Annotated in this window: 21 protein-coding genes; 3 read left to right on the top strand and 18 right to left on the bottom strand. The window is 43.2% G+C overall.

Translation table 11 applies throughout. The features are described 5' to 3' along the window. Positions 1–73 precede the first annotated feature (73 nt). From pseB to pseF, 3 genes are read left to right on the top strand one after another with little or no spacing between them, the layout of a single operon-like run. On the top strand, positions 74–1,069 hold the full coding sequence (gene pseB / locus ACHUFM_RS12455) for a UDP-N-acetylglucosamine 4,6-dehydratase (inverting) (protein WP_394182552.1): 996 nt from the start codon (positions 74–76) through the stop codon (positions 1,067–1,069). Next, entirely contained in the window at positions 1,056–2,240 is a 1,185-nt protein-coding gene (gene pseC / locus ACHUFM_RS12460; protein WP_394182553.1) for a UDP-4-amino-4,6-dideoxy-N-acetyl-beta-L-altrosamine transaminase, read from the top strand. Before pseB ends, pseC begins: the two co-directional genes overlap by 14 nt. Beyond that, on the top strand, positions 2,240–2,941 hold the full coding sequence (pseF, locus tag ACHUFM_RS12465; protein WP_394182554.1) for a pseudaminic acid cytidylyltransferase: 702 nt from the start codon (positions 2,240–2,242) through the stop codon (positions 2,939–2,941). Before pseC ends, pseF begins: the two co-directional genes overlap by 1 nt. Here pseF and pseG read toward each other — a convergent pair. The 18 genes from pseG to ACHUFM_RS12555 all read right to left on the bottom strand — a co-directional run bounded on the left by pseG (position 2,938) and on the right by ACHUFM_RS12555 (position 26,544). Next, complete coding sequence (pseG, locus tag ACHUFM_RS12470; protein ID WP_394182555.1) at positions 2,938–3,921, bottom strand: UDP-2,4-diacetamido-2,4,6-trideoxy-beta-L-altropyranose hydrolase; 984 nt, start codon at positions 3,919–3,921, stop codon at positions 2,938–2,940. The two genes, pseF and pseG, sit on opposite strands and share 4 nt — an antisense overlap. Beyond that, positions 3,903–4,922, bottom strand: a complete 1,020-nt coding sequence (gene pseI / locus ACHUFM_RS12475; protein ID WP_394182556.1) for a pseudaminic acid synthase — start codon at positions 4,920–4,922, stop codon at positions 3,903–3,905. Before pseI ends, pseG begins: the two co-directional genes overlap by 19 nt. A gap of 2 nt (positions 4,923–4,924) precedes the next feature. Continuing rightward, complete coding sequence (locus tag ACHUFM_RS12480; protein ID WP_394182557.1) at positions 4,925–7,033, bottom strand: motility associated factor glycosyltransferase family protein; 2,109 nt, start codon at positions 7,031–7,033, stop codon at positions 4,925–4,927. Next, a complete protein-coding gene (locus ACHUFM_RS12485; RefSeq protein WP_394182558.1) occupies positions 7,023–7,316 on the bottom strand; it encodes a hypothetical protein in 294 nt (97 codons plus the stop codon). Before ACHUFM_RS12485 ends, ACHUFM_RS12480 begins: the two co-directional genes overlap by 11 nt. Continuing rightward, positions 7,317–7,751, bottom strand: a complete 435-nt coding sequence (fliS, locus tag ACHUFM_RS12490; protein ID WP_063333224.1) for a flagellar export chaperone FliS — start codon at positions 7,749–7,751, stop codon at positions 7,317–7,319. Positions 7,752–7,790: 39 nt separating this feature from the next. Next, positions 7,791–9,425 (bottom strand): flagellar filament capping protein FliD, encoded by a 1,635-nt coding sequence (fliD, locus tag ACHUFM_RS12495; protein WP_394182559.1) that lies wholly within the window; start codon positions 9,423–9,425, stop codon positions 7,791–7,793. Between the two features lie 41 nt (positions 9,426–9,466). Then, on the bottom strand, positions 9,467–9,889 hold the full coding sequence (locus tag ACHUFM_RS12500) for a flagellar protein FlaG (protein WP_394182560.1): 423 nt from the start codon (positions 9,887–9,889) through the stop codon (positions 9,467–9,469). A 68-nt stretch (positions 9,890–9,957) separates the two neighbouring features. Beyond that, positions 9,958–10,842: a flagellin N-terminal helical domain-containing protein gene (locus ACHUFM_RS12505; RefSeq protein WP_394182641.1), complete on the bottom strand. Its 885-nt coding sequence runs from the start codon at positions 10,840–10,842 to the stop codon at positions 9,958–9,960. A gap of 2,639 nt (positions 10,843–13,481) precedes the next feature. Beyond that, on the bottom strand, positions 13,482–14,366 hold the full coding sequence (locus ACHUFM_RS12510; protein WP_394182561.1) for a flagellin N-terminal helical domain-containing protein: 885 nt from the start codon (positions 14,364–14,366) through the stop codon (positions 13,482–13,484). 814 nt (positions 14,367–15,180) lie between these two features. Continuing rightward, a complete protein-coding gene (locus ACHUFM_RS12515; RefSeq protein ID WP_394182562.1) occupies positions 15,181–16,722 on the bottom strand; it encodes an HD-GYP domain-containing protein in 1,542 nt (513 codons plus the stop codon). Between the two features lie 23 nt (positions 16,723–16,745). Beyond that, positions 16,746–18,047 (bottom strand): flagellar hook-associated protein FlgL, encoded by a 1,302-nt coding sequence (flgL, locus tag ACHUFM_RS12520; protein ID WP_394182563.1) that lies wholly within the window; start codon positions 18,045–18,047, stop codon positions 16,746–16,748. Between the two features lie 4 nt (positions 18,048–18,051). Beyond that, the gene (flgK, locus tag ACHUFM_RS12525; protein ID WP_394182564.1) at positions 18,052–20,031 is read right to left on the bottom strand and encodes a flagellar hook-associated protein FlgK; all 1,980 of its coding nucleotides are present in this window, start codon (positions 20,029–20,031) and stop codon (positions 18,052–18,054) included. 112 nt (positions 20,032–20,143) lie between these two features. Continuing rightward, a complete protein-coding gene (flgJ, locus tag ACHUFM_RS12530) occupies positions 20,144–21,121 on the bottom strand; it encodes a flagellar assembly peptidoglycan hydrolase FlgJ (RefSeq protein WP_394182565.1) in 978 nt (325 codons plus the stop codon). 3 nt (positions 21,122–21,124) lie between these two features. Then, positions 21,125–22,213, bottom strand: coding sequence for a flagellar basal body P-ring protein FlgI (locus tag ACHUFM_RS12535; RefSeq protein WP_113873507.1), 1,089 nt, complete (start codon positions 22,211–22,213; stop codon positions 21,125–21,127). 51 nt (positions 22,214–22,264) lie between these two features. Continuing rightward, the gene (locus ACHUFM_RS12540; RefSeq protein WP_394182566.1) at positions 22,265–23,107 is read right to left on the bottom strand and encodes a flagellar basal body L-ring protein FlgH; all 843 of its coding nucleotides are present in this window, start codon (positions 23,105–23,107) and stop codon (positions 22,265–22,267) included. Positions 23,108–23,122: 15 nt separating this feature from the next. Beyond that, on the bottom strand, positions 23,123–23,908 hold the full coding sequence (flgG, locus tag ACHUFM_RS12545; RefSeq protein WP_394182567.1) for a flagellar basal-body rod protein FlgG: 786 nt from the start codon (positions 23,906–23,908) through the stop codon (positions 23,123–23,125). 65 nt (positions 23,909–23,973) lie between these two features. Then, a complete protein-coding gene (flgF, locus tag ACHUFM_RS12550; protein WP_113873504.1) occupies positions 23,974–24,717 on the bottom strand; it encodes a flagellar basal-body rod protein FlgF in 744 nt (247 codons plus the stop codon). 129 nt (positions 24,718–24,846) lie between these two features. Then, positions 24,847–26,544: a flagellar hook-basal body complex protein gene (locus ACHUFM_RS12555; protein WP_394182568.1), complete on the bottom strand. Its 1,698-nt coding sequence runs from the start codon at positions 26,542–26,544 to the stop codon at positions 24,847–24,849.

Here is a 26,544-nt window from a genome sequence, read left to right on the forward strand (position 1 = left end):
AGACTGTCCTTGTAACCGAGCTCTGCATGTTTATATGGACGATTCATTTATTCAATTGGTTTGGTATTCATTCATGTTTAATAACAAAAGTATTCTTATTACTGGTGGCACAGGCTCTTTTGGCCGCCAGTATGTCAAAACTCTTTTAGCCAATTACCAACCCAAGCGACTGGTCATTTATTCTCGCGATGAGCTCAAGCAATATGAGATGCAACAAGATTTTGATGCGCCTTGTATGCGTTATTTTATTGGCGATGTGCGTGATAAAGACCGCATGACTCAAGCCATGCGCGATGTCGATTTTGTGATCCATGCCGCGGCCTTAAAACAAGTGCCAGCGGCTGAATACAACCCAATGGAATGCATTAAAACCAATATCCATGGTGCTGAAAATGTCATCGCTGCGGCCATCGCCAACGATGTCGAGAAAGTGATTGCCTTATCCACAGACAAAGCCGCCGCACCAATTAACCTATACGGTGCTACCAAATTGGCTTCGGATAAACTCTTTGTTGCCGCGAACAATATGGTGGGACAAGGACGAACTCGCTTTTCCGTTGTTCGTTACGGCAATGTGGTCGGTTCCCGTGGTTCCGTCGTACCTTTCTTTCAAAAACTGGTTGCCGATGGAGCCGACGCCATTCCAATCACTCACCCTGAAATGACGCGTTTTTGGATTACCTTGCCAATGGGCGTCGATTTTGTACTGAAAAACTTCCAGCGCATGCAGGGTGGTGAAATCTTCATCCCGAAAATTCCATCCGTGCAGATCATGGATCTAGCGGCAGCTTATGCCCCTGATTTACCAACCAAAGAAATTGGTATTCGTCCAGGCGAAAAGCTTCATGAAGTCATGTGTCCTGCAGATGACTCTTTCCACACATTCGAATTCGATGATCATTACGTCATTGCTCCTAGCATCAAGTTCCATCAAGAAGACATGAATTTCGGTTTGAATAAGTTAGGGGAAAATGGCCACTTAGTGGCCCCTGGATACGAATATCAATCTGGTAGTAACCCTCACTTTTTAAGTGTGGAAGACATTTTGGCGTTTGATGATGACCACTGAGTTCATTCCTTATGGTCGACAAACCATAGATCAGACTGATATCGATGCCGTCACAGAAGTACTGACATCGTCTTATCTTACTCAAGGCCCTAAAGTGACAGCGTTCGAACAAGCGCTAGCGTCTCAAGTCCATGCTCAACATGCAGTGGCAGCAAACAGTGCCACGTCTGCTCTACATTTGGCTTGTCTCGCATTAGGCGTACAACAAGGTGATTGGGTATGGACATCTCCCAACACCTTTATTGCTTCTGCCAATTGTGCTCGCTATTGCTCTGCCAAGGTGGACTTTGTCGACATAGATCCTAATACCTATAACCTATGTCCTAATGCCTTGGCCCGAAAATTAGCCCGAGCTAAGCTCGACAATTGCTTACCTAAAGTGGTCATCCCAGTGCATTTTGCAGGCCAATCTTGTGATATGAAAGCAATTCATCAGCTTAGCTTAGAATACGGTTTTCAGATTATTGAAGACGCGTCTCACGCCATTGGCGGACAGTACCAAGGCAAACCTATTGGCGACTGTCGATACAGTGATATTTGTGTGTTCAGCTTCCACCCGGTCAAAATCATCACCACTGGTGAAGGCGGCATGGCCACGACGAATTCTTCTGAATACGCCAATCACATGCGCACTCATGCGCAACAAGGCACAATCAAAGACCCAGAAGCACTAAGCCAATCCCCTGGCGATTGGTATTACGAACAGCATACCCTAGGTTACAACTATCGTATGACCGAGTTACAAGCTGCATTAGGCCTGTCTCAGTTAACTAAGTTAGACGACTTTATTGCACAACGTCATGCTCAGTTTGTCTATTATTCGGACAAGTTAAAAGCATTACCTATCACGCTTCCTCAACAGCATATCGACTCCCATTCGGCACTGCATCTATTCCCAATACTGCTTCCTAAAGGCCATCAACATTCAAGAAAAGCCATCTTTGATGCCTTACGATTGGCCGGTGTCGGCACGCAAGTTCATTACATCCCCGTACACACACAACCCTATTACCAAGCACTCGGTTTTACCTGGGGCGATTTTCCCATAGCAGAAGAATACTATCAGCGGACCTTAAGCTTGCCTTTGTTTTACGATTTAACTCAAGCGCAACAAGACAAGGTAATTCAGGTTCTAGCACAAGCATTACATGACCATGGAGTGATCAACTAATGTTAGACAATACATCCTATCGTGTCGCCGTCATCCCAGCTCGCGGCGGTTCTCAACGCATCAGTCGTAAAAACATTCGTTTACTTAATGGTAAGCCACTGATTGCGTACTCCATCGAAGCGGCACTCAAATCCAATCTATTTGATCGCGTAATTGTGTCAACAGATGACGACGATATTGCAGAAATTGCCCGTTATTTTGGCGCAGAAACCCCATTTAAACGCCCTGCAGAGCTGTCTGATCACACCACAGGCACCACTCCAGTGATGCAGCATGCATTAAACATTTTAAGTGCGGAAGGCAATACACCAGATGTGGCCTGCTTAATTTACGCAACCTGCCCTTTATTAACCAAAGAAGACTTACTAGCCGGCTTAGAATTATTGCCCCAAGAAGGTTTTAGTTTCTCCGCTACCACCTTTGATTTTCCCATTCTACGAGCATTGCACACTAACGAACATGGTGAGTTGGCACCGATGTTCCCAGAACACATAGGTAAGCGCTCACAGGATTTAGTAGAAGCCATTCACGATGCGGGGCAGTTTTATTGGGCTCGCCCAGATGATTGGTTTAATCGCGATATTTTTGGTCCTAGCTCTAAGCCATTGTTATTACCAAGACATCGAATTCAGGATCTAGACACAGAAGAAGATTGGCAGCGTCTCACCCAATTGATGGCACTGCAAAAACGACCTGCTTAATAGTGTCGCATTACCTCAGCGACGACACGCTCAGCACCTTGCCCATCAACCAAGTGTTGAGCGGTCTTACTGGCCTGTTTAAGCCAATCAGGGCTCTCCCAAGCGTCTAGCGCCATGGCGACAAGCTGACTGAGCGGTGTGCTCAATTGCGCTGTAGAAAGATGATCAAAGCGAATGGAGCGGCACCAATTTAAAGGCAAATGCTGTTCTAATGAGCGGGTTTGATTGTCTGCGATTTGTGCAAAAATAGCCGGCACCCCAAGACAAGCCAATTCGTATAGAGTGCTACCCGCCGCCGAGATGGCCAACTTAGCGTCCTTCATTACCGTACTGACTGCTGACAAACCTTGATGAAAAGCGATGCCATGATATTCACACAATTGCGCCACTTGTTTAGCCTGTTTAGCATTCGCGCCCATTAACACGACTAGGTTGTGTGCGCCAAAGCCGGCCGCCATCAAACGCGCCACAATTGGTAAGGTCAAACCTAGTAGGTCCGTCCCCCCCATAGTAATAAGCAACTTGTCAGCGAACGGATTTTTGACAGCATGACAAAATTCATCCCGTAACAAAGCATATTGACTGCCAATTAATGGCCATTGAATTTGTGCTGAATACACTTCTTGCAGTGGGTTCAAAAGCCATTTAGCCGGAAAAACACCTCTGTCATTCATATCATCCAGCACCAACAAGTTAGGTTGATGCTGATAAAGCTCGGTAATGTCTTGAGCTTGATAAGCATAATGATCAAGAATCGCTAAATCCGCTTGTTCTACCATCGCAAAAAAAGCCGACTCATGATCAATGATCCGGTCGGCTTCATTGGCAAAGGCTTCACATTGCCGTTGAACCACAAACTGACATTGCCAACCTTGTTTTTCAAATGCAGAGACCAAAGCCTGACATCGGACTCTATGGCCCATGCCTATTTGCACAGAAGCATCGGCACGTACCAACACCCTCATGCCAATAAATCCCATGCCAATGGCTGGCCCTTTTTCACATTGACTACAAGCGTTTTACCCAAGACATCTGACCAATGTTTTGGCGCTAAACCAAATGCTGGTCGAATAATTTTCAGGTGATCTTCCGTTAATTCAGTACCAGCGGGTAAATCTTTTGTAAGGTAAATGGAACGTCGGTATTTCTTCGCCGCCTGCTCTGCTTCAGATCCACCATAGGTCACTTTGCCCAATGACGCATGAGCATCACGACACGCCTCTACCATGGCTTTCATTTCCGCTGGCTCCATCGAAAACTCGGCATCAACACCACCGGCACTGCGATCAAGAACAAAGTGTTTTTCTATCACTGTGGCACCTAATGCTGTCGCTGCAACCGCAGCCGCAAGACCTTTAGAATGATCTGATAAGCCCACAGAACAACCTGTATGGGACGCTAAATCAGCCATCGTCAGCAAATTTGAATCCGCAATTTTAGCAGGATAAGTACTGGTACATTTAAGTAACGTTAGTGGATTATCACCAATGGCTCGAATGGTTGCGACCGCTTCATCGATCTCTTCTTTAGTCGCCATGCCAGTAGACATAATAATCGGTTTACCCGTTTTAGCGACCGCTTCAATCAAGGGAATGTCCGTCATCTCAAAGGAGGCAATCTTGTACAAAGGCACATCTAGAGTTTCTAGAAAATCTACTGCGGTCAGATCGAACGGTGAACTGAATGCCACCAAACCCAATGACTCCGCCAACTCAAACAGAGGCTGATGCCATTCCCAAGGGGTTGAGGCTTTGGTATATAAATCGTACAAATTATTGCCTTTCCACAGACTGTCGTTTTCCGACACCATAAACTCGCCTTCACGCACATCCAACGTCATGGTGTCGGCGGTATAAGTTTGCAACTTAATGGCATCCACACCAGCCTCGGCTGCAGCGTGAATCATGGCTTTTGCTAATTCAAAGTCTTGATCATGGTTACCAGACAATTCAGCAATAATAAAAGGGGAAGATTCAAACATAATTAGCCATTGTAGTAAGTGATAAGGTGATCGTTACCCTGATCCACGTATTCAGATGCTTGTTGCAGCATACTTGGCATCTCTTGCAAAAATTCACACCAAGGTTCAAACAGATGACGAGCACGTTTTACCGTTTCTATCTCATCGTCATATTTGAAGATAAACTGCACGATTAAAAAAGCAGAGTAAGTAAAAGAACCAATCAATAAATCATAAATATGACGATGTACGCTGCCTTTTAAAAAATAAATATGGCGATGGTGCGACCACAATAAGTCACACACTTGCTCACGTGTCGTAATACTATCATCCCAACCTTGTTGCAATTGCAGACTCACCTTACGGAAGTCTTCAACCGATATTAAGGCTTCGGCAGATTGATTTAGTAAGCATTCAGGAGGCTCTGTGAAAAAAGTGTCTTCTAGAATATCAATGGCCTTTGCATGATCCACTTGCGGATCCATAATCAATAAATCCTCCAATGGCAATGGGGTGACCCCTTCGATTTTAGCGCCATCGGACAAATTAAAGCTGGCGAAATTACGTCGTTGATTAAGTTGACGTATTAAAGACTCCAACTGGACCCTTGAAGTATCCATCATGCCTGTTGCGTATATAGTGCCACCGAAGTTTCCTTCGCGCTCGACTAGCTTCGCTTCTTCAAAGGTTTGGAATCCCGATTCTTTACCGTCTTTGTAATAGCCACTGTGTACAGAGTGATGGCTGGTTTTGTCTTTAAAACCGTTATCAACACCAAGAAAATACACATTATTAAAACCAAACAAATGCACGTAAGACAAGGCCAGATTAGCGACCACGGGATTACAGTAATTTAGTTGTACATATTCTTTATCATCACCATGTGCTCTAGCTTGATTCAGTATCAATGAGGTTATGGCCTCACCTGGTTTTAAACCCATTCCTGAACGCTTGAAGCAATCAAATAACCCTGGGTGCATGACATCGACCGACAAGCCCCAAATTTTATCTAAATAGTCTTGATCTAAGAAAAGGAATTTATCAACGGTTTGCTTCAGTCGTTCAATGTCCACATGGATGTCTGGTGTTACCCCTAATTTCTTAAGGGTATTGATGGTCGACCCACAACAAATAACCAGCACTTGATCTCGAACTTCTTTTACCAATTCAATCCCTTGGTCTAACGAAGGTCCGTTACCTAGGATAAAAACAGGCGTGTTAATGAGCCATTTCGGTAAATTTTCTCGGCCTTGGAAATGCGCCACCTTAGTCTTTGGCAGGGAACGAAGCCCTTGGGCAATTCCAATCAAAGCATCATCAAAAAATCCCCATCCCATCACCTGACGAGCATACTGCTTTTTGAAATAAGTAATTGCCTGATCATTTTCCGGACTAGTATAAGAGACATACAAATACGTCTCTGGGGCCATAAAATAGCCATTTTCTTCTAATTGACGTAAATATTTTTCGGTAAACTCTTCTGGACTCACCCCCAAAAAGAAATGAATCGTCCGACCATCACGGTTGTATGTCTCAAGAATAGTATGCCAATCGATCGCAAACAAAGAGTAATAAAATAAATCTAAATCCTCTTCATAAAGATACAAATGTTTAATCGATCTTTGAGCAAGAAGACATTCAAGTTGATAACCAAATTCCACGCCAAACAAAATGGTTGAGCCGACAAATTCAGGCCAAGCACTTTGTGACGCTAAGCCCTCTGACTGTAATGCTATTTGGTCCAACATTTTATTACTGTAGTGAACATGTCGACTCGGATGATTTTCCGTCCGCTCTAAATTCAGCAAAGTTTTATTTGGCTGCTTCAGTTCACGAGCGACTTTTTGCTCCGCTTGAGCTCTCGGTGTCGTGGAAAAAAGAGGCACTCCAACATCATCGCGATAAAGATTTAACTCACCGCTTTCTTCCATATAAATATGGCGTTTTTTTGGCTGATAGTGTTGAAAGGATTCAAAGATATGTGGCATAACCTCTGCAAAGAGGGTCATGTTTTTAAGGTATCGATCGGTCAGCGCTTGGTCATTTTCTCTGAGGCGTTCAGCACCTCTTTGAAACATGTTAGCGAACGCTTCCGCTTGTTCAAGAGAGGTGAATTGATCCTCATTTTGCATTTTTTACGCCTTTATACTGACTGACACCTTTGCGACTTTTATTGGTTTGATAGAGCTGTTTCTGCATTTCAGAGTGAACGTCTTTTATAAACAGAATCGCTGAACGGTGTATTGAAATAAATGTTTTAATCTGCTCTTTTAGTTGAGCATCAGAGACGGGTTGAATAGAGCGAATAAACTCATCATTTTCATCACACAGTCTCTGTATGTTCTCTACGTCTTTTTCACGAACGCTGCACTCTAGCGCTTCACTCAACTCTGTCAGACGAGTGGTGTCTAGCACTTAGACGGCTCCCATGCGTACTTCAGATTGCCCTTCGTATGCGGCTTGCTTATCTGCCGGAGTAATTTGATCCCAAGCGCCTTTGATCTGTAATAGCAGATTCATTACCTGATCAATGATCGTAATATCCTTACTGACGCTGGCTTCCGTTATGCGGACAGTCATGTATTCGTACAAAGACTCTAAATTATCGACTAATTCTGGATTCGCTTCTCGATCGAGCGCATCACGCAAGGCGTTAATGATTTCGACAGCACGTGTCAACGCATCAGCTTTGCCTTCCAAGTCAGAGCGTTCGATACACCCCTTACCCAAAGCCAGCTTTTCCAATGCACCCTGCATTAAGAGCTGAATGACGCGATGAGGGTCAGCCGATGCCAAATCGGACTTGAGAGAGTCCTTTCTATAGGCTTGGATCCCTTTACTCTTGTACATACACAACCCCATTAATTTGAGTATTCTAGTTAAAACGTTTTACATTTTGGCTAACACAGAGTTGAGATAACCACCTTGCGCATTCATATTCGCAAGACGAGAATCCAACCCTGTAAACTTTTCACGAAGTGATTCTTCGTAACGCGCCATACGATCTTCGTAGGCTTCTAATGTTTCTTCTGTATTATCGATTGAATCGCGAACCGAATCCTTCAAGGTATTTGTCATTCCACCAGAACCAGTGTAATTGTCTAACAAATTTTCAAGGGATTTCGCGAGCCCATCTTCTCCAGCAATCAAGGGTGCAATGTCACTAAAGCCTCGATCCATAGCACTATTAAACTTGGTCGAATTCAAACTTAAGCGACCGGTATTATCCATTTTAACCCCAAGGTCAAAAATAGAAGTAAAAGTCCCTGTCGTTTTACCATGACTGCTCATTAACTGTGTCGACAAGGATGATTGTAAATTACGAATCATACTGTTGCCGTTCAAAACCGCACCTTTGTCTGTGCTGGCCTGAAATAAATCCAATAGTTCATTATAGGACGAAATAAACTCTTCAATCGCCTCTTTCACTGTTTTCTGATCATAACTGATGTCCACTCGTGTGGTTTTGTCAGTCACATCCAACGCTTCTATTGATAGACCCGCAACCGCTTCATCAAACGTATTACTACTGTTTCGAATCTGAATACCATCAACCGTAATCACCGCGTCTCGCGCTTCATCTCCAAGCGGCGTATACAGACCGGCAAAAACACCTTCTGTTGAGATACTGTCTAACGTTAATCCAGTATTCACACCATCAGCGGCGACATTACCTTCGGCAAGGTCGTTATCAACAGAACTGTCTGTTATCTCTTCAGCTGAAGCTTCGACGGGTTCTACTTCAACCTCATCGACTTCGTCTTCTGGTATTGGACCATCATTTGCAAAGTCGACATCATCACCTGGCAAATCAAGTTCATCGACTTCTGCTTCAGCAATGTCCTCAGGCTCTTCAATGTCGTCAGCAACGACTTCCTCTGAGGAATCTTCATTTAACGTCTCTGCTTCATTAGTTATCGGCGAGGAATTGATAATCTTTAATGAATTTCCTGAACCTTCTATCGCGGAAGTGGCAGTAAAGAAAAGATTACCATTACCATCATCAACCAAGTTGGCGGAAACACCAAAATTGTCTTCGGAAGTGTTAATTTGATTACGTAATTCGGAAAGCGTGGTGCCAGCTTTAACATTGATCGTAAATTCATTGTCACCGGCTTGAAAGGTTAGGTCTGCGTCTTTTTGAGTAATGACATCATCTGCGGAAGAAAACAGACCTGGCGCAGACATGACACGGCTGCCTTTTGCTAATTGATTCACATCGATAGCATAAGATCCATTTGAGGCGGTATTGTCTGTGGAAATAGAAATGACTTCTTCGCCTTCGGCTTGGGCGATTTTAGCATCTCGCCCAGTAAAAAGTGTGTCATCATTTAAGGTATCAACAGAGGACTTAAAGCTATCAATGGCGGATCCGACCTTACCTAATGCAGATAGCTCTGCTTCATATCCATTTAGTTTGTCCTGATAAAGCTTAACCTTTGCGTCTCGCTGAGCACTCACCATCTTTTTGACAAGGGATTCTAGATCCATTCCAGATCCAGCACCTAATGAGCCTACAGACATAATTTTTTCTCCCAACGCTTCGCTTTATCGACTATTATTCATCAAACCTCACTGTTTACCAAGGTTCCCTTGATATCGCTTAGTTGACTCATAATAGCATCAATTCGATCAGACATTTTAAGAAACTCCTCTGTGGGAATTTGGCGAACAACATCACCCGTTGCCTGATCAAGTACTTTTACAATATTGTGATCCCTATCTTCTGACATTTCAAAGGTCAAATGCACATTCAATTGAGATAATTTTTTATTCATTACGTCAATATCAAGTGGTTCTACCTTCTGTTGAGAAGCATAGACATTAGAGCCATTATTATTCTGACCCGTTCTGCTGGTATCGGCGGTATTTTGAACGACTTTAGCATTGGCTTGACGCAATGCTGCAAAATCCTCTGACGCACGCTGTTCAGGACGAAGAGAATAACTAGCGCTCTGCTTAGAAAAATCACTGGCATTGATGGACATATCAGAATTCCTCCAAATAGACAAAAGCCGGAGCATGATTGCCCCAGCTTTTCGCTATCACAAGCTGATTAACCCAATAGAGACAATGCAGTTTGTGGACGTTGGTTAGCTTGAGCAAGAATTGATGAACTCGCTTGTTGCAAAATTTGCGAGCTAGTCAATTGCGCAGTTTCTTCAGCGAAGTCTGCATCACGAACACGTGAACGTGCAGCCGCAACGTTTTCAGAAATGTTACTCAAGTTACTGATCGTAGAACCAAAACGGTTTTGGATCGCACCCAAGTCAGCACGCTTAGAGTCAACTGCTGCAATCATAGTATCAAGAACATCGATCATACTCTGCGCATTCGCAACAGAAGAAACAGACGCTGTAGATTGGCTCACCTGAGCTGTCGTAGCATTGCTCGACAAACCAGACATAGTGAAACCACCATTACCAGCAAAATCAATCGAGTTAGTGATACCACCAGAAGTTAGGGTGAAACTAATCGTTTGATTTGAGTCCGCACCTACTTGGAATACACCTTCGTAAGTACCGTCTAGCAAGTTCTCACCACCGAAAGTGGTATCAGAAGCAATACGGTTGATCTCTGTAGACAACTGAGTCACTTCTTGCTGAAGCGCAGCACGGTCTTTGTCAGAGTTGGAACCATTCGCCGCCTGGATAGACAGTGTACGCATACGCTGCAACATGTTCGTTGTTTCGTCTAATGCACCTTCTGCTGTTTGAGAAAGCGAAATACCGTCGTTTGCGTTACGTACAGACTGGTTTAGACCATTAACCTGAGACGTTAAACGGTTCGAAACCAATAGACCTGCTGCATCATCCGCTGCGCTGTTAATACGTAAACCAGAAGACAAACGCTGGAAAGACGTATCCAAAGATTTACTAGAGCTCATCAACTGACGCTGTGCATTGATTGATGAAGTATTCGTATTTACGTAAAGAGCCATCATAGCCTCCTAGGTTTTTAAGTCCTGCCAAAAGCAGATCGTATAAGGTTTTCGACAAGGTTTTGAAAACCTTTAGTCAATTTCGGAATTTTTTTTCCTCAACAAGGAAAAAAACCTCCTTAAGAGCGGCAAAAAACTGCCTAACTAATTGTTTTAATTAAATTTAATAAAACAACAAAAAAAATGATTTTTTTATTTAAAAATTCCTTTTTTCTCTATTTATTGAGCATAAAAGCCAAAAAAATGCACCTCTGTGCACACTTTAAAAAGCTCAACTAAAAGAAACTCCGTATCACTCTTATAACAGGCTTATCGCCGTGACGAGATCACGTCACCTTAGGCAAAAAACAGCCTCTATTGATGGCAATTTATCGCCCACTAAACACGGCAACCACTTGCCTTTGCCCTAACGCCTTTCCGTCACTTTTAAAGAGGCAAAAACAGTTGAAGACGATAAAAAGCCGACTCACTTCGGCATACCGTTATCAGTTCGTTACCGTGACTTACCACAAAAATTAAAGAGCGTTTTTAAATAGCCTTTTTGCCATCATTGCTAAACCGACATCATGCAGATGGACAAAACCCCATTAAGCACAAACCACCAGGATTGAATTAATTTGCCGCCCTCGATGTTTCGATAGCGCATGAGCAACCTTTTTAAATCCCAGGCAAGCAACATTAGCCATGTCGATAAATCACGTTCCCTAATGATCAAAACCAAACCCACACAGCGAATCTCAAAACCCTGCTCGATGGCATACGTCTTCACACAAAAAAAGCACAATGAATCATCACCTTCAAACAAGACTCAACGTCGCAAAACCATGCTTTACTAAGAATCACAGCAACTTAAGCTTGATACTGAAACCATCACATTCAGAGCGTTTCTTCAGGCTCGCCTTGTTCCAATCAGTCAGCTATACTGAGCTTATTGATTACGCCAACAGCTTAGTGGTCAATCACCTAGCATTTGGGCAAAAAACTACCCTGCCGAATAATTTCAGCACCGACAAAAGTAGTGTCTAGACGCATGCCACCAATTCGGTGTGAACTTTCATGCAAAGCCTTCTGTTATTGACAAAACTCTAGTTAAAGCAATCCCATAGCGTATCTGTACACCATAATCATATTCACCAGAGCAGCGATCAGTAACGAGTATCAAAAGCATTAAGACGGGTGATGCATGTCTACAAACGTTTGCTTGTTACTTGATAAAGTCAGGCCAACTAAGGCGCCTTTTTTGCGTACTGCAATATCAGTATTTTTCACTCTTTTCGAGCGTGTATTCCGTTAAAACCTTTCTATAAACTCACCTTTGTTCTTTCTCGAACTCATTAAACTAACAGGGTAAAAAACCAATCATTTAGACAGGTCAAATCCCCTTAAATCTCACACCCTCTCTCTTTAAAGAGGCTCTATAACATTAAATCGGTAGCAACTTATTCTCTCGCCAAAGCCAACTTATTTCGTGTGATACTCAAAAAACAGTCACTCAAATCAAGCACTTCTTATGGCAGTAAAATCTAACAACGGGTTTTAATCTAATGTCAGATCCAAAGCCCTATTAACAGCCATTTAGACCATAAAAATCTTATCCACTTTTGCTAAAACCATGTCACAAAGCAGAAACACACACTTTCACACCGCCTTAACTCAATCTTATTTTTTTGATAATCAGCTAATCATTAGCAACGCCACCAGAAACGCCTGCCTGCCTAAGCAGACCAAAAATTGGTCGCAACTCACATCACTGAAATCTCGGAGTTCATCCATCAAATTCATGACAAAATATCATTCTTTCCATTGCCCATTTCTGATCGATTTTGCCCTGAATACAATAAATTCACGGGCTACAAATACTCAGTAGAAACTCGCGAATCACTTGCTTTTAGCCCTATAGCCATGGCAACCTCTCTAGCTAAAAAAATAGCGCTAAGCTTTAACAAATAACCAAGACTAAAAAGAGAGATTAACCCCTTTCAATCTACTATTTCCTTTAAACAAAAACGCCAGATTTCAGTATACTTAAGAAAGTCGAATCGCTTAAAACTAAGCCTTAGCGCTCATCCCTTTAACAACACGTTGATGGCACAGCTTCGCCATCATTTCAGGGACAGGGCAGACCTTTCGCCACATGGCTGCGCGACCGCTTATCGCATTCTTTCTCGACACAGACTTCTACAGAACGATTTCCTCAGTGACCATTTTTCAATGCAATCACTCCTTCACTTAGGATTGAAAGCGTTTCAAAATACTGGAATCGAACTCGATTCCTGGTCACAACTTACTTGCTAATCGACTTCTTTAAAGAAACCTTGCTCTAGTACTTTTGCTTTTCTAAACTAATCTCATAATTTTCCTAGTGATGCTGAGCCTAATTCTCTAAACTCAGTCAGCAAGCGAACTATGGCATTAGCCTAATAAATCCATATACCCTCCTTTGAAATTGACTTCGTTGTATCACTTCTCCTAATTGCACCAAAATTTAGGCAAAAAAAAGCCGGGTGAAAAATCACCCGGCATAAAAGGCACCTCTAGGAGAGAGAAGTAGCCCATATTCCGAGACAGTTCTCGAACCTTTAGTTAACGTAGCTATCTACTGCTACTTAACTCATATCTTTAAATTGTAATTGCTATTTTTAGTTACCTAAAAGTGACAATGCAGTTTGAGGACGTTGATTTGCCTGAGCCAAAATCGTACTACTTGCTTGCTGCAAAATCTGAGTACTGGTCAAGTTTGCTGTCTCCTCAGCAAAGTCGGCATCACGAACACGTGCACGGGCAGCCGATACGTTCTCAGAGATGTTACTTAAGTTAGTAATGGTAGAACTGAATCGGTTTTGTACCGCACCCAACTCCGCTCGCTTAAAGTCTACCGCCGAAATCATGGAGTCAATAATCGCGATCATACTTTGAGCGTTAACAATACTCGACACTGATGCCGTTGTGACACTTACCTGAGAGGATGCCTGGTTTGACAAACCTGACATGGTAAAACCATTATTGGCTTGGTAGTCGATTGAGTTATTCGCACCACCAAACTCCATAGTAAAACTAATCGTTTGGTTTGCATCGGCACCGACCTGGAAAATCCCCTGATAAGTACCATCTAATAGATTCGCGCCACCAAAAGTTGTGGTTGCTGCGATTCGGTTAATCTCTTCCGAAAGCTGCGCCATTTCTTGTTGTAGCGCCACACGATCTCGGTCGGAGTTAGAACCGTTTGCTGCCTGAATGGACAAAGTACGCATACGCTGTAGCATGCTAGTGGTTTCGTCCAAGGCACCTTCAGCTGTCTGAGCCAAAGAAATACCATCGTTTGCATTTCGTACAGACTGGTTCAAACCATTAATCTGAGAAGTCAAACGATCCGAAATTTGTAGGCCAGCCGCATCATCGGCTGCACTGTTAATTCGACGACCAGATGATAAACGTTGGAACGATGTATCAAGGTCACGACTTGAGTTTGCAAGTAATCGCTGAGCGTTCAGCGAGGACACATTTGTATTTACGTATAAAGCCATTTTAATCTCTCCTAAGATGTATTTTTAACGAGACAACCTTTTGATTTAATTAATTATTTGGTTTTTGTCTCTTATTAAAGTTATCGACATTTCGATATGTATCTTTAATTTTTTTTTCGCTTTTATTTGGGCTTATTCATTTTTTTATTGTGCTCAAATTTGGCGATACTTGAGTTATCGAACTAGGAGAAAAGAACTTTAAAAAATTTTAGATTTTTTTTTGTAGAAAAAGACAAGTAAGGAATAAAAATAAATAAAATCAACAACATAAAAACAAACAAGCTTTCGTTTTTTTCTCACCCCTACATATCCAAAAGCGTATAATGGCGAAATAAAATGATCAAAAAATCAGCACCAAAGAAAAAATTAGAAACTATCCAAACAAAGATTGATGTTTTTTTAAACTAAATAGGACAACAAAACAGGGTAAATAAAGAATTCAAATTGAATTAAATATCAATTAAGACATCTGAGGTTATTCCAATACTGTCGAAAACAATACAAGAACATTTCAAATACGAATGAAAAATATATTTCATTCGTAAAAGTAAATGGATGCTGGAGACAAAACCAAACACAAAGAAAGCATCTGCTCCTAAGATTAGTTTGCTTAAATATCCGCCAAACAAAAACTCATTAGAGGCATTTGTAAACGCAAGAAAGGACACTGTAGAAGAAAGGGAATTCTGATCTTACAGCTGGTCATAGGATCATTGTGATGAAAAAGGGGGAAGGTAACAACTCTAACATTGCCGTCGCCAATAAGTGAGTAGATGCCCTTGATGGGCAAAGGGTAATAACAACCAAGATGGCTTTATGAAATATGATTGATAAACTGCAAACCAAATTTCTGAGGGTCTACCTCACCTTCAATGATGACATCAGACTTTAGGTTAGCCGACTTATTTAATTCAATATCAGCAACTTCAATGAAAGACTTATTGGTCATGCTGTAAACTTGTCGTACTAGGTTTGGCTGAAACGCTTTATTTAACGTTAACACGAAACCAACACGTCCATTTGATAATGCAACACACGACCCAACAGGCACTTTACCAATGCTTCTGAGAAAGACCGTCAATAACTCTTTGTCAAACGCTAGGCCCGCTTCTTTCTCAAGCTTTTGAGATGCCTTAATTGGGCCAATAGAAGGTTTATGTGATTGCTCTGACGTAATCGCGTCGTAAGCATCGATGATTGCCGCCATCTTGCCATAGACAGAAATTTCTTGGTCTTGTTTACCTGCAGGGTATCCAGATCCATCTATTTTCTCATGGTGATCAAGAAGCATCTGATAAACCGCTTTCGGTACGCCATCACACTTATGAAGAATTTGCTCCCCAAATTGAATGTGCTTTCGGAATAAGTCAAATTCACTGTCTGTCATTTTCGTTGTCTTAGTGACCATTGCAGCTGGCAACCGAAAACGCCCTAAGTCGAATAACAAAGCACCGAGTGAAATCACCTCGACATAAGCATTATCCAGCTTCATCGCTTTAGCAAAATGAATACCTAATACTGCCATGCCAATGGCATGCTGCTCTAAATATCTGTCTGCATCTTTAATGTGACGCAACGCCATCACCGCAAAATTATTACGTGTATGCGAGTCAATTAAACGACGACAGAATTTTTTAAGTTCAGCAACATCAAGCTGTTTACCATGCTTAAAGAGCTCCACTTGAGCGACTAATAAAGCATGACCGTCTTGAAAAATTTTCAGCCCAGTAGCCACTTCATCATCAAAATGAGTAGGGATAAAACGTGTATCTTTAGGTGTTTTTTTCAACAATGCGGCACGTGCTTTTTGCTCAGCTGCCATTTCTTCTGTGAGCTTTGCCTCACCATCGGCACCTTCCATATTATTATTCATACGGGCTTTGTAAGAGAGTACCTGCTCTCGCGTGTGCTCATTCAGCTCTTGGCGAAAGTAGCGAAACAAGCTTTGCCCACGAGGATGCTTAGCCCGTAATTCTTTGGTGCTTAACCCAGGGTGTAATTTTTTTAAACTGCGAACAGAACGACCAACAACCAAAGACATGCATAAAATGAGAAAACGCTCTTGGGCATCGTACAAGCGCTCACGACGGCTGTTTAAAAGCTTACCATCGTCAAAATAGGGATCATAAGGCAGAAAAGCTTCATCTAAAGGAATACGCAAAACGTCTAACGCGATCTGACGCATGGCAATACCAACAATTCGATCATTACGACCATGCATGCCGATTAAGCTTTTAATGCGCTTACTGCTCATGACTTGAGATTTAATACCCATAATGTCGAGTATTTCGCCAACATTAAAGTATCCGACGTTGATATCAGCCCCAAAACAAGACTCTATTTTAAATGCTGACATCCCCTAACCCATACCTCAAACAATTACATTTTATTAAATAATGATAAATTACTGATGCGAGTAAATACTTTTTGTGAGGCGTCCAGCGCCGCTTCTTTCATTGATAAATTAGTCGCGGCTTCCGCCATGTCCAAACCACCGATACGATCTTGAGCCACGGCGTTGGATAACTGATTCGCCGAACTAAACTCTTCTCTAACTTGCAATGTATTCAGTCTAGCACCAACAGATGAACGAGCTTCGCCTATTTTCTGCTGAGCATTGTTAAGACTGGTAGTGGCATTAAAGAAGGCCTCTTCTCTTTGTTGATAGGTTGAGTCTTCATTACTCAAGGTATCAAGTGTTCTATTGATCTCATTCAGGACATTATCACGTCTTGGCGGCACCAAAGCAAAGTCAACTGAAGCGCCAGGCTTGCCCTGTAATAAGAAAGACATACCATTAAAGTTAATGGGTTTACCGGCACGATAAGAACCAGACGCTACGACGTCACCTTGGCTATTTGTAATACTGTAATTCCCCGGTTCACCAAAAAAGCTTCGGCGGCGGTCTCTGTCTTCTTTGCTGTCAGATTGCGTCAACGTCGAATCAGGCACACTACCATCTTCCACTAATGGTGATGTCACCAGCTGATATTCGTTCGCTGATGGCACTTCCGGATCGTAGTATTCATCCATGTATTCTTGGAAGTCACCCTGACTATGAACTTTTGCCGTCAATGAAACATCGCCAGTTAGTAGCTCAGTTCTAAATGTTTGGTTAGTCCAAATATCTTGAAAGAGTTTTTTTCCTGAATCAGTCACTGGAATGCGCATATCTTCAGAAATTTGAGCGTATTTCTGCCCCTCATTTCCATTCCATAAGTAACGCCCTTCAGTGTCTTGAATAAACGCAGGGGACAATGTATCCGTTCCAGCAAAGATATAACTTCCATCCGCACTGCGAGAGTTCATCAACTCCGCCATGGACTCATTAATCAAAGAGATTTCTTGCACGATGGCATCAATGTCTTCTTGAGTATTAATATCGTTCTGTGCCTGAATGAATAAGGTTCTTACACGATCCATAAAACCATTGAGACTTTCCAGGGCCACTTCTTGATATTCCAAGTTACTCTTTGCCATCTTAATCGATTCATCAAACATCTTCAGACGATCGGTACTGTCGCCGTACATCAAAATTTGGCTGGCACCAACAGGATTATCACTTGGCTTGACGATATCAGTTTGCGCTGAAATTTTTTCCTGCGTCTTCAATATTTTTTCATTTGATTGACCAATCGCACGACTGGATTGATCATAAATTAAATTATTCGTTACTCGCATAAACCTACCTCATGATGCCAAGCAGGGTTTCAAATGTGGTTCTGGCTGCCGTCACCACCTGCGCGGAAGCGGAATAGGATTGCTGGTATTTCAACAAATTTACGGCTTCTTCATCCAAACTAACGGCTGACAGTCTATCACGTCGAGCAATACTATCGTTTAACATCACTTCACTAGATTCGGCATGACCTTCGATTTCTGAGGTTTTACTACCTACATAGGAAATGAAACCAGCGAAAGCTTTTGATAAGCTTTCATCGCCTGCCACTAAAGCTTGATTCTGTAAATTGATTAATGCCAATGCATTAAAGTTATCGGCCGGGCCTATTTCATCTCCAGTTCCAATCGAAAAAACATCGCCGCGTTCTGGCATTGATGAAACAGAAACGTCAAAACCCGCCTCTTCTGCTAACCCGGCTTGTGCTAGCAAATTCACATAGTTGGTCACATCACTAACAGAAGCAATCTCAACACCAGACGCATCTCTAACCACATAAGAATGAGGTGACGTAAAGTAAATTTGATGCGGTGCACTTGGGTATAAAGAACCGTCTCGCGCAAACGCTGAGCTATTAGGGTCAGTCTTATCGACCGAGGTCAGAGAAATACGCGCATCCGATAAATTATCTGAGTTTGTACTCACCCCAACTGGTGCACTTAATGCTAGAGCCTCACCGTTTTTTGCTTGCAAGGTTAAACTCGATGCCGCATCAGCCGTCGGCGAAAAACGGAACACATCGTCATCGTCGATGATGTCAAGATCAGGTATCTTCAGATCAAGACCCAGCTCATCAATTTGATAGTAACCATTAGAGTCCGGCGTCATGTTATTCAAGTCGATGACAGTCGAAGGGCCTGTCGAATTACCTTTAAGATCGTATTGCGTGATGGCAAAACGGTTATCATCCGTACGCGTTAACTCATAAGTATCGCGAGTAATTTTCTCCGCTTCCCCTGTTGTAATGCGTACAGAGATATCAGAAATTTTCTGCAAGTTATCCCGAGTAGAGTGAATACTCACCTTTCCTAAACTGAATAAATCTTTACCAAAATTGCCATTACCATCTAAGCCTTTCGCATTCTGTGCGTTCATCGCATCGGCAATCGAAATAGCATGCTGCCCTAAAGTTCGATCAGCATATTGACTGAACTCAGTACGGTAATCCACTAAACCACCAACACTGCCACCTAATCCCTGGGTTTTAAGGCCAACATTGTAATCACCAAAATCCACAACTAGATTGATTTTTTTCGGACTCAAAGGGTCGGCAATCACTTTCAGTTCTGTTGGGTTTTGATCCATGACCAAAGGCTGCCCATTGGCCAACTGAATGGTCATCAAGCCATCATCATTAAACTGTGCTTTGATGTCGATGTACTTGGACAAATCTTTTGCCAATAATTCTTGTTGATCTCGTAATTCATTAGCAGGGGAAATAGACAAGCCTTCTTGACGAAGAATCTTGCCATTTAAGTCCGATATCTTTGCAGTAATCGCATTCACATCGGTTAATGACGAAGACAAATGATCATCCACCAAGTTTTCTTGTCGATTCACTACGTTAGACAAGGTTTTATACTGCTGAACAAGCGTTTCCAAACTGGCGTGGGCCAATTCACGTAAAGAAGAAGACGTAGGGTCATTACTCGCGGTTTGTAAAGCACTGAACGCTTTATCTAAGTAACGCGTTAACGAAATACTTTCATCTGCCAACAAATTGTCTGCCGCCGACATGAAAGAGTGATAGGTATCGTAATATGAATGATTAGATGTATCGGTACGAATCTGAGCGCCAACGAAGTTGTCAACCAAGCGAGAGGTATCACGCAACACCACACCACCGACTGGGGAGCTGACGGTGTCCGTTCTTTGACGGCTGTAGCCTTCTGTATCCACATTGGTCGTGTTTTGCCCGGTCGTATTGATACGAGCATTACTGGACATGAGCCCAGACAAACCAATTGAATATAAATTTGAGCTCATAGCTCACACCTCTAGCCTTAGTTGAAATTCGTTTAAAGACGCCAAAAAACGTCTCCAACAACTAGAGAATGCAAAAACTTTACCAATACTGTTTTTTTAGTGAGAATATTTTCTAAAGTCGCTCAAACCACTGGCTGGACAATATGTTATCTATCTTGTCAGCGTACTTAGGATCAGTAGCATAGCCACCAGCTTGCAGCGATGCGGCAAACTTTGACGTATCTTCTCCAGCGCCAAGGGCATCTTTATACCGCTCACTTGAACTCAGAAAATCCGCATAATCATCAAAGCTTTGCGCAAAAGAATCGTAAGCCCGAAAAGCTGCTTTCTCGCGCTGGGCCACACCATTTCGAAACTCTAAAGTATTAACCACAGCACGATCACCAGACCAACGAGTATCCGCTTTTATACCAAACAAATTGAAACTTGCTGTGCCATCTTCTTTGGCTATTGGATACTTACCCCAGCCAGTTTCAAGTGCTGCTTGTGCAAGAATGGCTTTCGGATTAACGCCTAATGCGTCACCAGCTTTTTGCGCATGAGGCCACAAAGTTTCGACAAACTCTTGCGGAGACTTAAACACCACAGAAAGTGCTGAAGGAGCATTTGTTTGAGAGGTTGGCGCCGTCTCACCTTGCTCTTGGATAGATTGAATGAAATCGGATGATGCTCTTTGGGCTAACGCCTGAATACGCAAAATATCTTGCTTGGCTACTTGATTCAGAAAATCTGTATCTTCAGTACCGTTAGAAGCAGCAGGCAAACTGACTCGATTTTGCTGTTGGGCTTGATATTGCCGTATCAGGGCATCAGACAAGCCTATGCCACCAGATTTAGCCATACTTTGCGCCATCTGTGAGTCCATCATTTCCTGATATTGCTTGGTTTGCGTACTGGAAAACAAGCCATCACCAATCGCTTCATTCGTACTGCGCATGTTCTTTAGCAGCATGTTAATGAAAATTGACTCAAACTGCTGAGCCACCTCTTTCAAGGCGCCATCAGGGTCTTTTTTCGCCTTAGTTTTCAAATCCGTTAAGGACGAAAAGTCAGCAAAAAAGTCTTGTTTAGGCGGAATGGAATTCATCATGGTTTAAATCACCACAAGGTCAGCATTGATCGCACCTGCCTGTTTTAGCCCCTCCAAAATGGCCATTACATCACCAGGCGCAGCCCCCACCTGATTAACAGCGCGTACAATATCATTCAGAGAGGCGCCAGGATCAAACATAAACATATGGCCGCTGTTGTTACTGATCTCGATCCCTTCTCTAGGCGACACAATAGTTTCCCCCCCAGTCACCGTTCCATCTTGCCCAACTTGTGGAGGAACCTCTTGAATCGTCACAGTCAAACTGCCATGAGTAATAGCGGCAGGAGATACTTTCACATGCTGACCAATAATGATGGTTCCCGTTCTGGAGTTCACTACAATGCGAGCACGCTCTTCCGCCACATCCACTTCTAAATTTTCCAAGATAGAAAGAAAAGTCACACGCTGACTTGGATCACGAGGCGCTGACACTCGAATGGAGGTCGCATCCAATGTGGTGGCAACCCCTTGCCCAAGCAAGTCATTGATCTTATCTGAAACGTGTTTTGCCGTTGTAAAATCGGGGCGATTCAAATTGAATGTCAGAGTGTCGCCACGGTTGAAACTACTCGGCACAATACGTTCTACACTAGCGCCATTGGGAATTCGGCCAACGGTGGGAACATTGCCGGATATACGCGAACCGTCCGCCCCATTGGCCCCTAAACCGCCAACCACAACATTGCCTTGCGCGATCGCATAAACCGCGCCGTCCGCCCCTTTTAAGGTAGATAATAATAAGGTACCGCCACTTAAGGCACTGGCATTACCAATCGACGAAGCCGTTACATCAATTTTTTGGCCAGGCTTAGAGAAAGCAGGCAAGGTCGCCGTCAAAGAAACCGCGGCGACATTTTTAGAGGTTGCGCTCACACCTTCCGGCAAGGTCACGCCAAAACGCGATAACATGCTGGCAAAACTTTGATTAGTGAAAGGCGTGCTATCACCCGTACCATTTAGACCAATCACCAAGCCATAACCAAATAACTGGTTATCTCGGACACCTTGTACACTTGCAATATCTTTCAGACGCTCCGCCTGAGCCGATACTGACAAGAAACAAATGATCATTAATGTAAAACGCTTCATTCAATCACCTATTGTGAGAAACCCATTGCTTCTCAATATCAAACTTCGAGATTAATAAGGCATATCTCGAGTATTTAATAAACGGCTTACCCAACCTTGCTCACTGCCCGCAGCCACTTCACCAGTGCCTGAGTAAGTAATTCTGGCATCCGCCACTCGCTGCGATTCAACCGTATTATCAGGGGATATGTCTTGCTTACGCACTAATCCAGAAAAACGAATGTATTCATCTCCTTGATTTAAGCGCAACCATTTTTCACCTCTCACTGCCAGCAGGCCATTAGAGTAGGTTTTATAGACAGTTACCGTGATGGTACCACTTAAACTGTTATTCTGGTTAGCCGAAGCATTACCTGAAAAATCGGTTCCTTGCTGTGGTACGGTGGTGTCCATTTTAAGCTCTTGCCCTAACACCGTTGGATTCTCGATGGTAGCTGACGACGATTTAGACACGGTCGCCGCATTAGCTTTGGTCGATGTCGTTGTTTCATTGAGATTGATCGTCAAGATGTCACCCACCTTACTGGCTTTCTGATCGCCAAAAAACACATCCCCCATACCTGTTTGATAAATGCCACCGGTTGGTGCTTTAGAAGACGTCATGCCATTATCATAAATAGGAGTATAGTACGGATCATCTTGCTGAATTGATTCAGCAATCTCTGGCCCGCTCATCGGATCATTAGGGTCTGGCACAAATCCTTTGCGATCTTCTTCTGCTGTCTCTTCTGGCGCTTCATCGTCATCGTTTATGGCATCCACCACCGCATCAGCTACCGCACCCGCGGCACCGGCTGCCGCTGCATTTGCAACGGCCTGCTGATCAATGTCCCAAGTTAAACAACCTGTTAAGCAGGAACTGAGCAAAGCCAACAGAAAAAGTTTTATCTTCATTGTTAATTACTCTTTTTATAACTGCTGAATCGCAAAGCTCATCATGCCGTCTGCGGAGGCAATGACTTTCGAATTCATCTCATAAGCACGCTGTGTCGTAATCATGTTCACAAGTTCTTCAATCGAGTTCACGTTGGACGCTTCCAACATGCCTTGAGCTACCGTCCCCAAAGAATCCGCTCCTGGCGCACCAACAATTGGTGGTCCACTGGCATTGGTTTCCGTGAAAATATTCTGGCCAGCGGCATTCAAGCCTGTTGGGTTAATAAAACCCGCGATATTGATCGCCCCCACTTCTTGTGGATCTGCTTCACCACTCATACGTTGTGACACAATACCGTCTTCGGAAATCAAAATTTCTACTGCAGTTGGATCAATCTGAATACCGGGTTCTAACACCAATCCACCTGAGGTAGCAATCTGACCGTCACTATTTAACTGAAAGCTTCCATCACGGGTATAGGCAACGGTACCATCTGGCTGTAATACTTGAAAAAAGCCTTTACCTTGAATAGCAATGTCTAATTGTCTATCTGTCATGTTGTAATCGCCGTTGGAAAAGTCCTTCTGCGTCGCGCCGACCTTCACGCCAGTACCCAATTGCAAACCTGATGGCAATTCAGCATTTTGAGCACTTAATCCACCTGGCGCTCGAACCGTTTTATACATCAAATCTTCAAAGACAGCTCGGTCTTTTTTAAAGGCCGTAGTGGACACGTTAGCCAAGTTGTTGGCTACCGTATTCAATTGTTTGTCCATTGCGCTTAAGCCAGTTTTACTTACCCATAATGCCGAATTCATAACCGCCCCATTCTTTCTGTCAATCTATTCTTACTGTTGGTTAACATGCTTAACGATTATATTTGTTAAGCAGTACGCTGTAATATTCTTGCCGATGAATTGGCATTCTCTCTTACCGTATCCATCATTTTTACGTTCATTTCAAAACGTCGCGCTAGGTTCATAATGTGCGTCATCTCTTCGACAGCATTCACATTACTGCCTTCAATAAAACCACTAACTAATTGCACATTTAAATCGGCCTCTAAGAACTGACCATCTCGCGTATGGATCAGACCGTCTTGCCCCTTGCGAAGATTCTGAGGATCTGGATTAACCAACTTAATCTGATTAATCACCGCCACTTCATTGGCGCCACCACCTTGAGGAACTATCGAAATAGAACCATCAGCCATAATATTGATGCTATCAACAGGCGGTAGAAAAATTGGTCCGCCAACACCCGCTACTGGCAAACCTCGTCCTGTTACCAATTGCCCAGCGGCATTTATTTGCAAATCACCGGCCCTAGTATAAGCTTCTTGCCCTGTCTCATCGTAGACCGTCATAAAGCCATCGCCATTAATGGCTATATCCAAATTACGATCAGTTTGAATCATGTCTCCTTGCGTATAGCGAGTCGCTGGATTCTCGGTCATGGCATACACGCGACTAGGGTAATAATCCCCATACACCTGCATTGAACGGGCTTGCTCAAAATCTGAACGAAAGCCTGTTGTATTTACATTGGCTAAATTATTCGCATGAATTGCTTGAGCATTCATGGTCTGAACACCACCGCTCATTGCTAAATATAATGCTTTATCCATTACCCGCTCCAAACAAAAATCAGGTTACCTAGCTATACTTCTTACAAAATTCATACCAACTTAAAAAAACGCAAAAAAAAGCCGAAGCAGCTAGGCTGCTTCGGCCATAAAACTTCTCTCTCCAGAAAATTAACGAAGGTTTATGATCGTCTGGGTGACAGTATTTTCTGTTTCTAATGTTTTACTGTTCGCTTGGTAATTACGCTGTGCCTCAATCAAAGAGACCAGCTCAGACGTCAGATCAACGTTAGATTCCTCTAACGCACCTCCTTGAATTTTCCCTAATGTTCCGCTGTTTGGACGACCAATATCAGCGGCACCAGATCCTTTACTCGCCAGCCATGCAGTATGTCCAGTCGGCATCAAACCGTCTGTACTATCGAAGGTGGCTAAGGCGATCTGGCCAAGTGTTGCCGTTTGTTGGTTGGTATAGTTGGCAACTAGGAAACCATCACTATCAAAAGATACGCCTTGCAACTCACCAGCTGAGAAGCCGTCTTGTTCAAAGGTATCCGAATTTTCTAAAGCATATTGAGTGGAACCCGCCAAATCCAACGGCGCCATCTTACCGCGGTTGGTAGGATCCAAACCAACAATTTCAAGGGTGATCGGCTGAGCCACTTCAAACGGCGGCAAACCACGATAGGCCCCCATTAAATTACCCGCCGCATCAAAACTAACCGAGGTATTCTTTTCTAAGAAACGAGTATCTTCACCGGTCAGAGGATCCTCAAATGTTTCTTCACCATCAACGGTCAGTCTCATCTCGTAAGTGTTATTCTCACCTTGCTTAATGAAATAATAACCCACTGTATGAGGCTCACCCAAAGAATCGTAAATTGTACGTGTATTACCATAAGTGTAGGTTTCTGGCTGAAGTGGATCAAACGCTTCGCGACCCACAGAAATAGGCTCTCGTACATTATCCACTTCAAGCGTTGAGGTTACCGCAACCCCACCTAACGTTCCTGTCACTGTGATTGGAGTCTTTGTTCCTGCTTCAATGTCAGTAACCCCCGGATTGGCCGCCCCCAAATAGAGGAGCTCAAATGGCGCTTCGTTAGTACCATCCCCATTAAAGTCTTCGCCCGCTTCTGCAGAATTATAAGTCGCGTAAGTTTCCCCTAGGAAGGCTGCGCCAGTATCATCGGTAATATTACCATCTACCGTAGCATGCACTCGATACGTATTTGGCAACTCACTTTTCGCATAGTAATACGTCACAATATGAGTGTTACCGTCACCGTCTACCACACCTTGAGTTTGAGTATAATTATAAGTATCAGGATTAAGCGGATCGAAATCTTCTCTTATATACGGCGGCACATCTTCACTTTTAGAGTTCAAATTAACTTGCAACTCCATTTCCGTGGTTGGCTCAGGAGGAATGCGATCCGTTGGAATGCGCATGTCTTCAAGGTTTCCCCCTACAACCCCCTCTACCGCATTGAAACCTTGGACGTTACTGCCGTTATTCGTCACCAGATAGCCATTTTCATCTAGCTTGAAGTTACCTGCTCGAGTATAGGATTGGGCAATCCCGGCATCCAAAACAAAAAAACCGCTGCCATCAATCGCTAGGTCTAAGTTGTTATCTGTGTAAGACAAGTTACCAGGAGAAAACTCTTGTGCCACTTTACTCACACTCACACCGGAACCGATACTGTTGCCGCTGCCCGCACCCAGTACACTGGTGTTATATAAGTCATCAAATTCGATGCGTGATTTCTTAAAGCCTGTGGTATCAGCGTTGGCAATATTATTACCCGTAACACCCAAATAATCAGCCGAGGCTTTAATGCCAGACAGTGCAGTATTAAATCCCAT

It is taken from the genome of Marinomonas posidonica, from assembly GCF_043643765.1.
GTDB classification, from domain to species: Bacteria; Pseudomonadota; Gammaproteobacteria; order Pseudomonadales; family Marinomonadaceae; genus Marinomonas; species Marinomonas posidonica_A.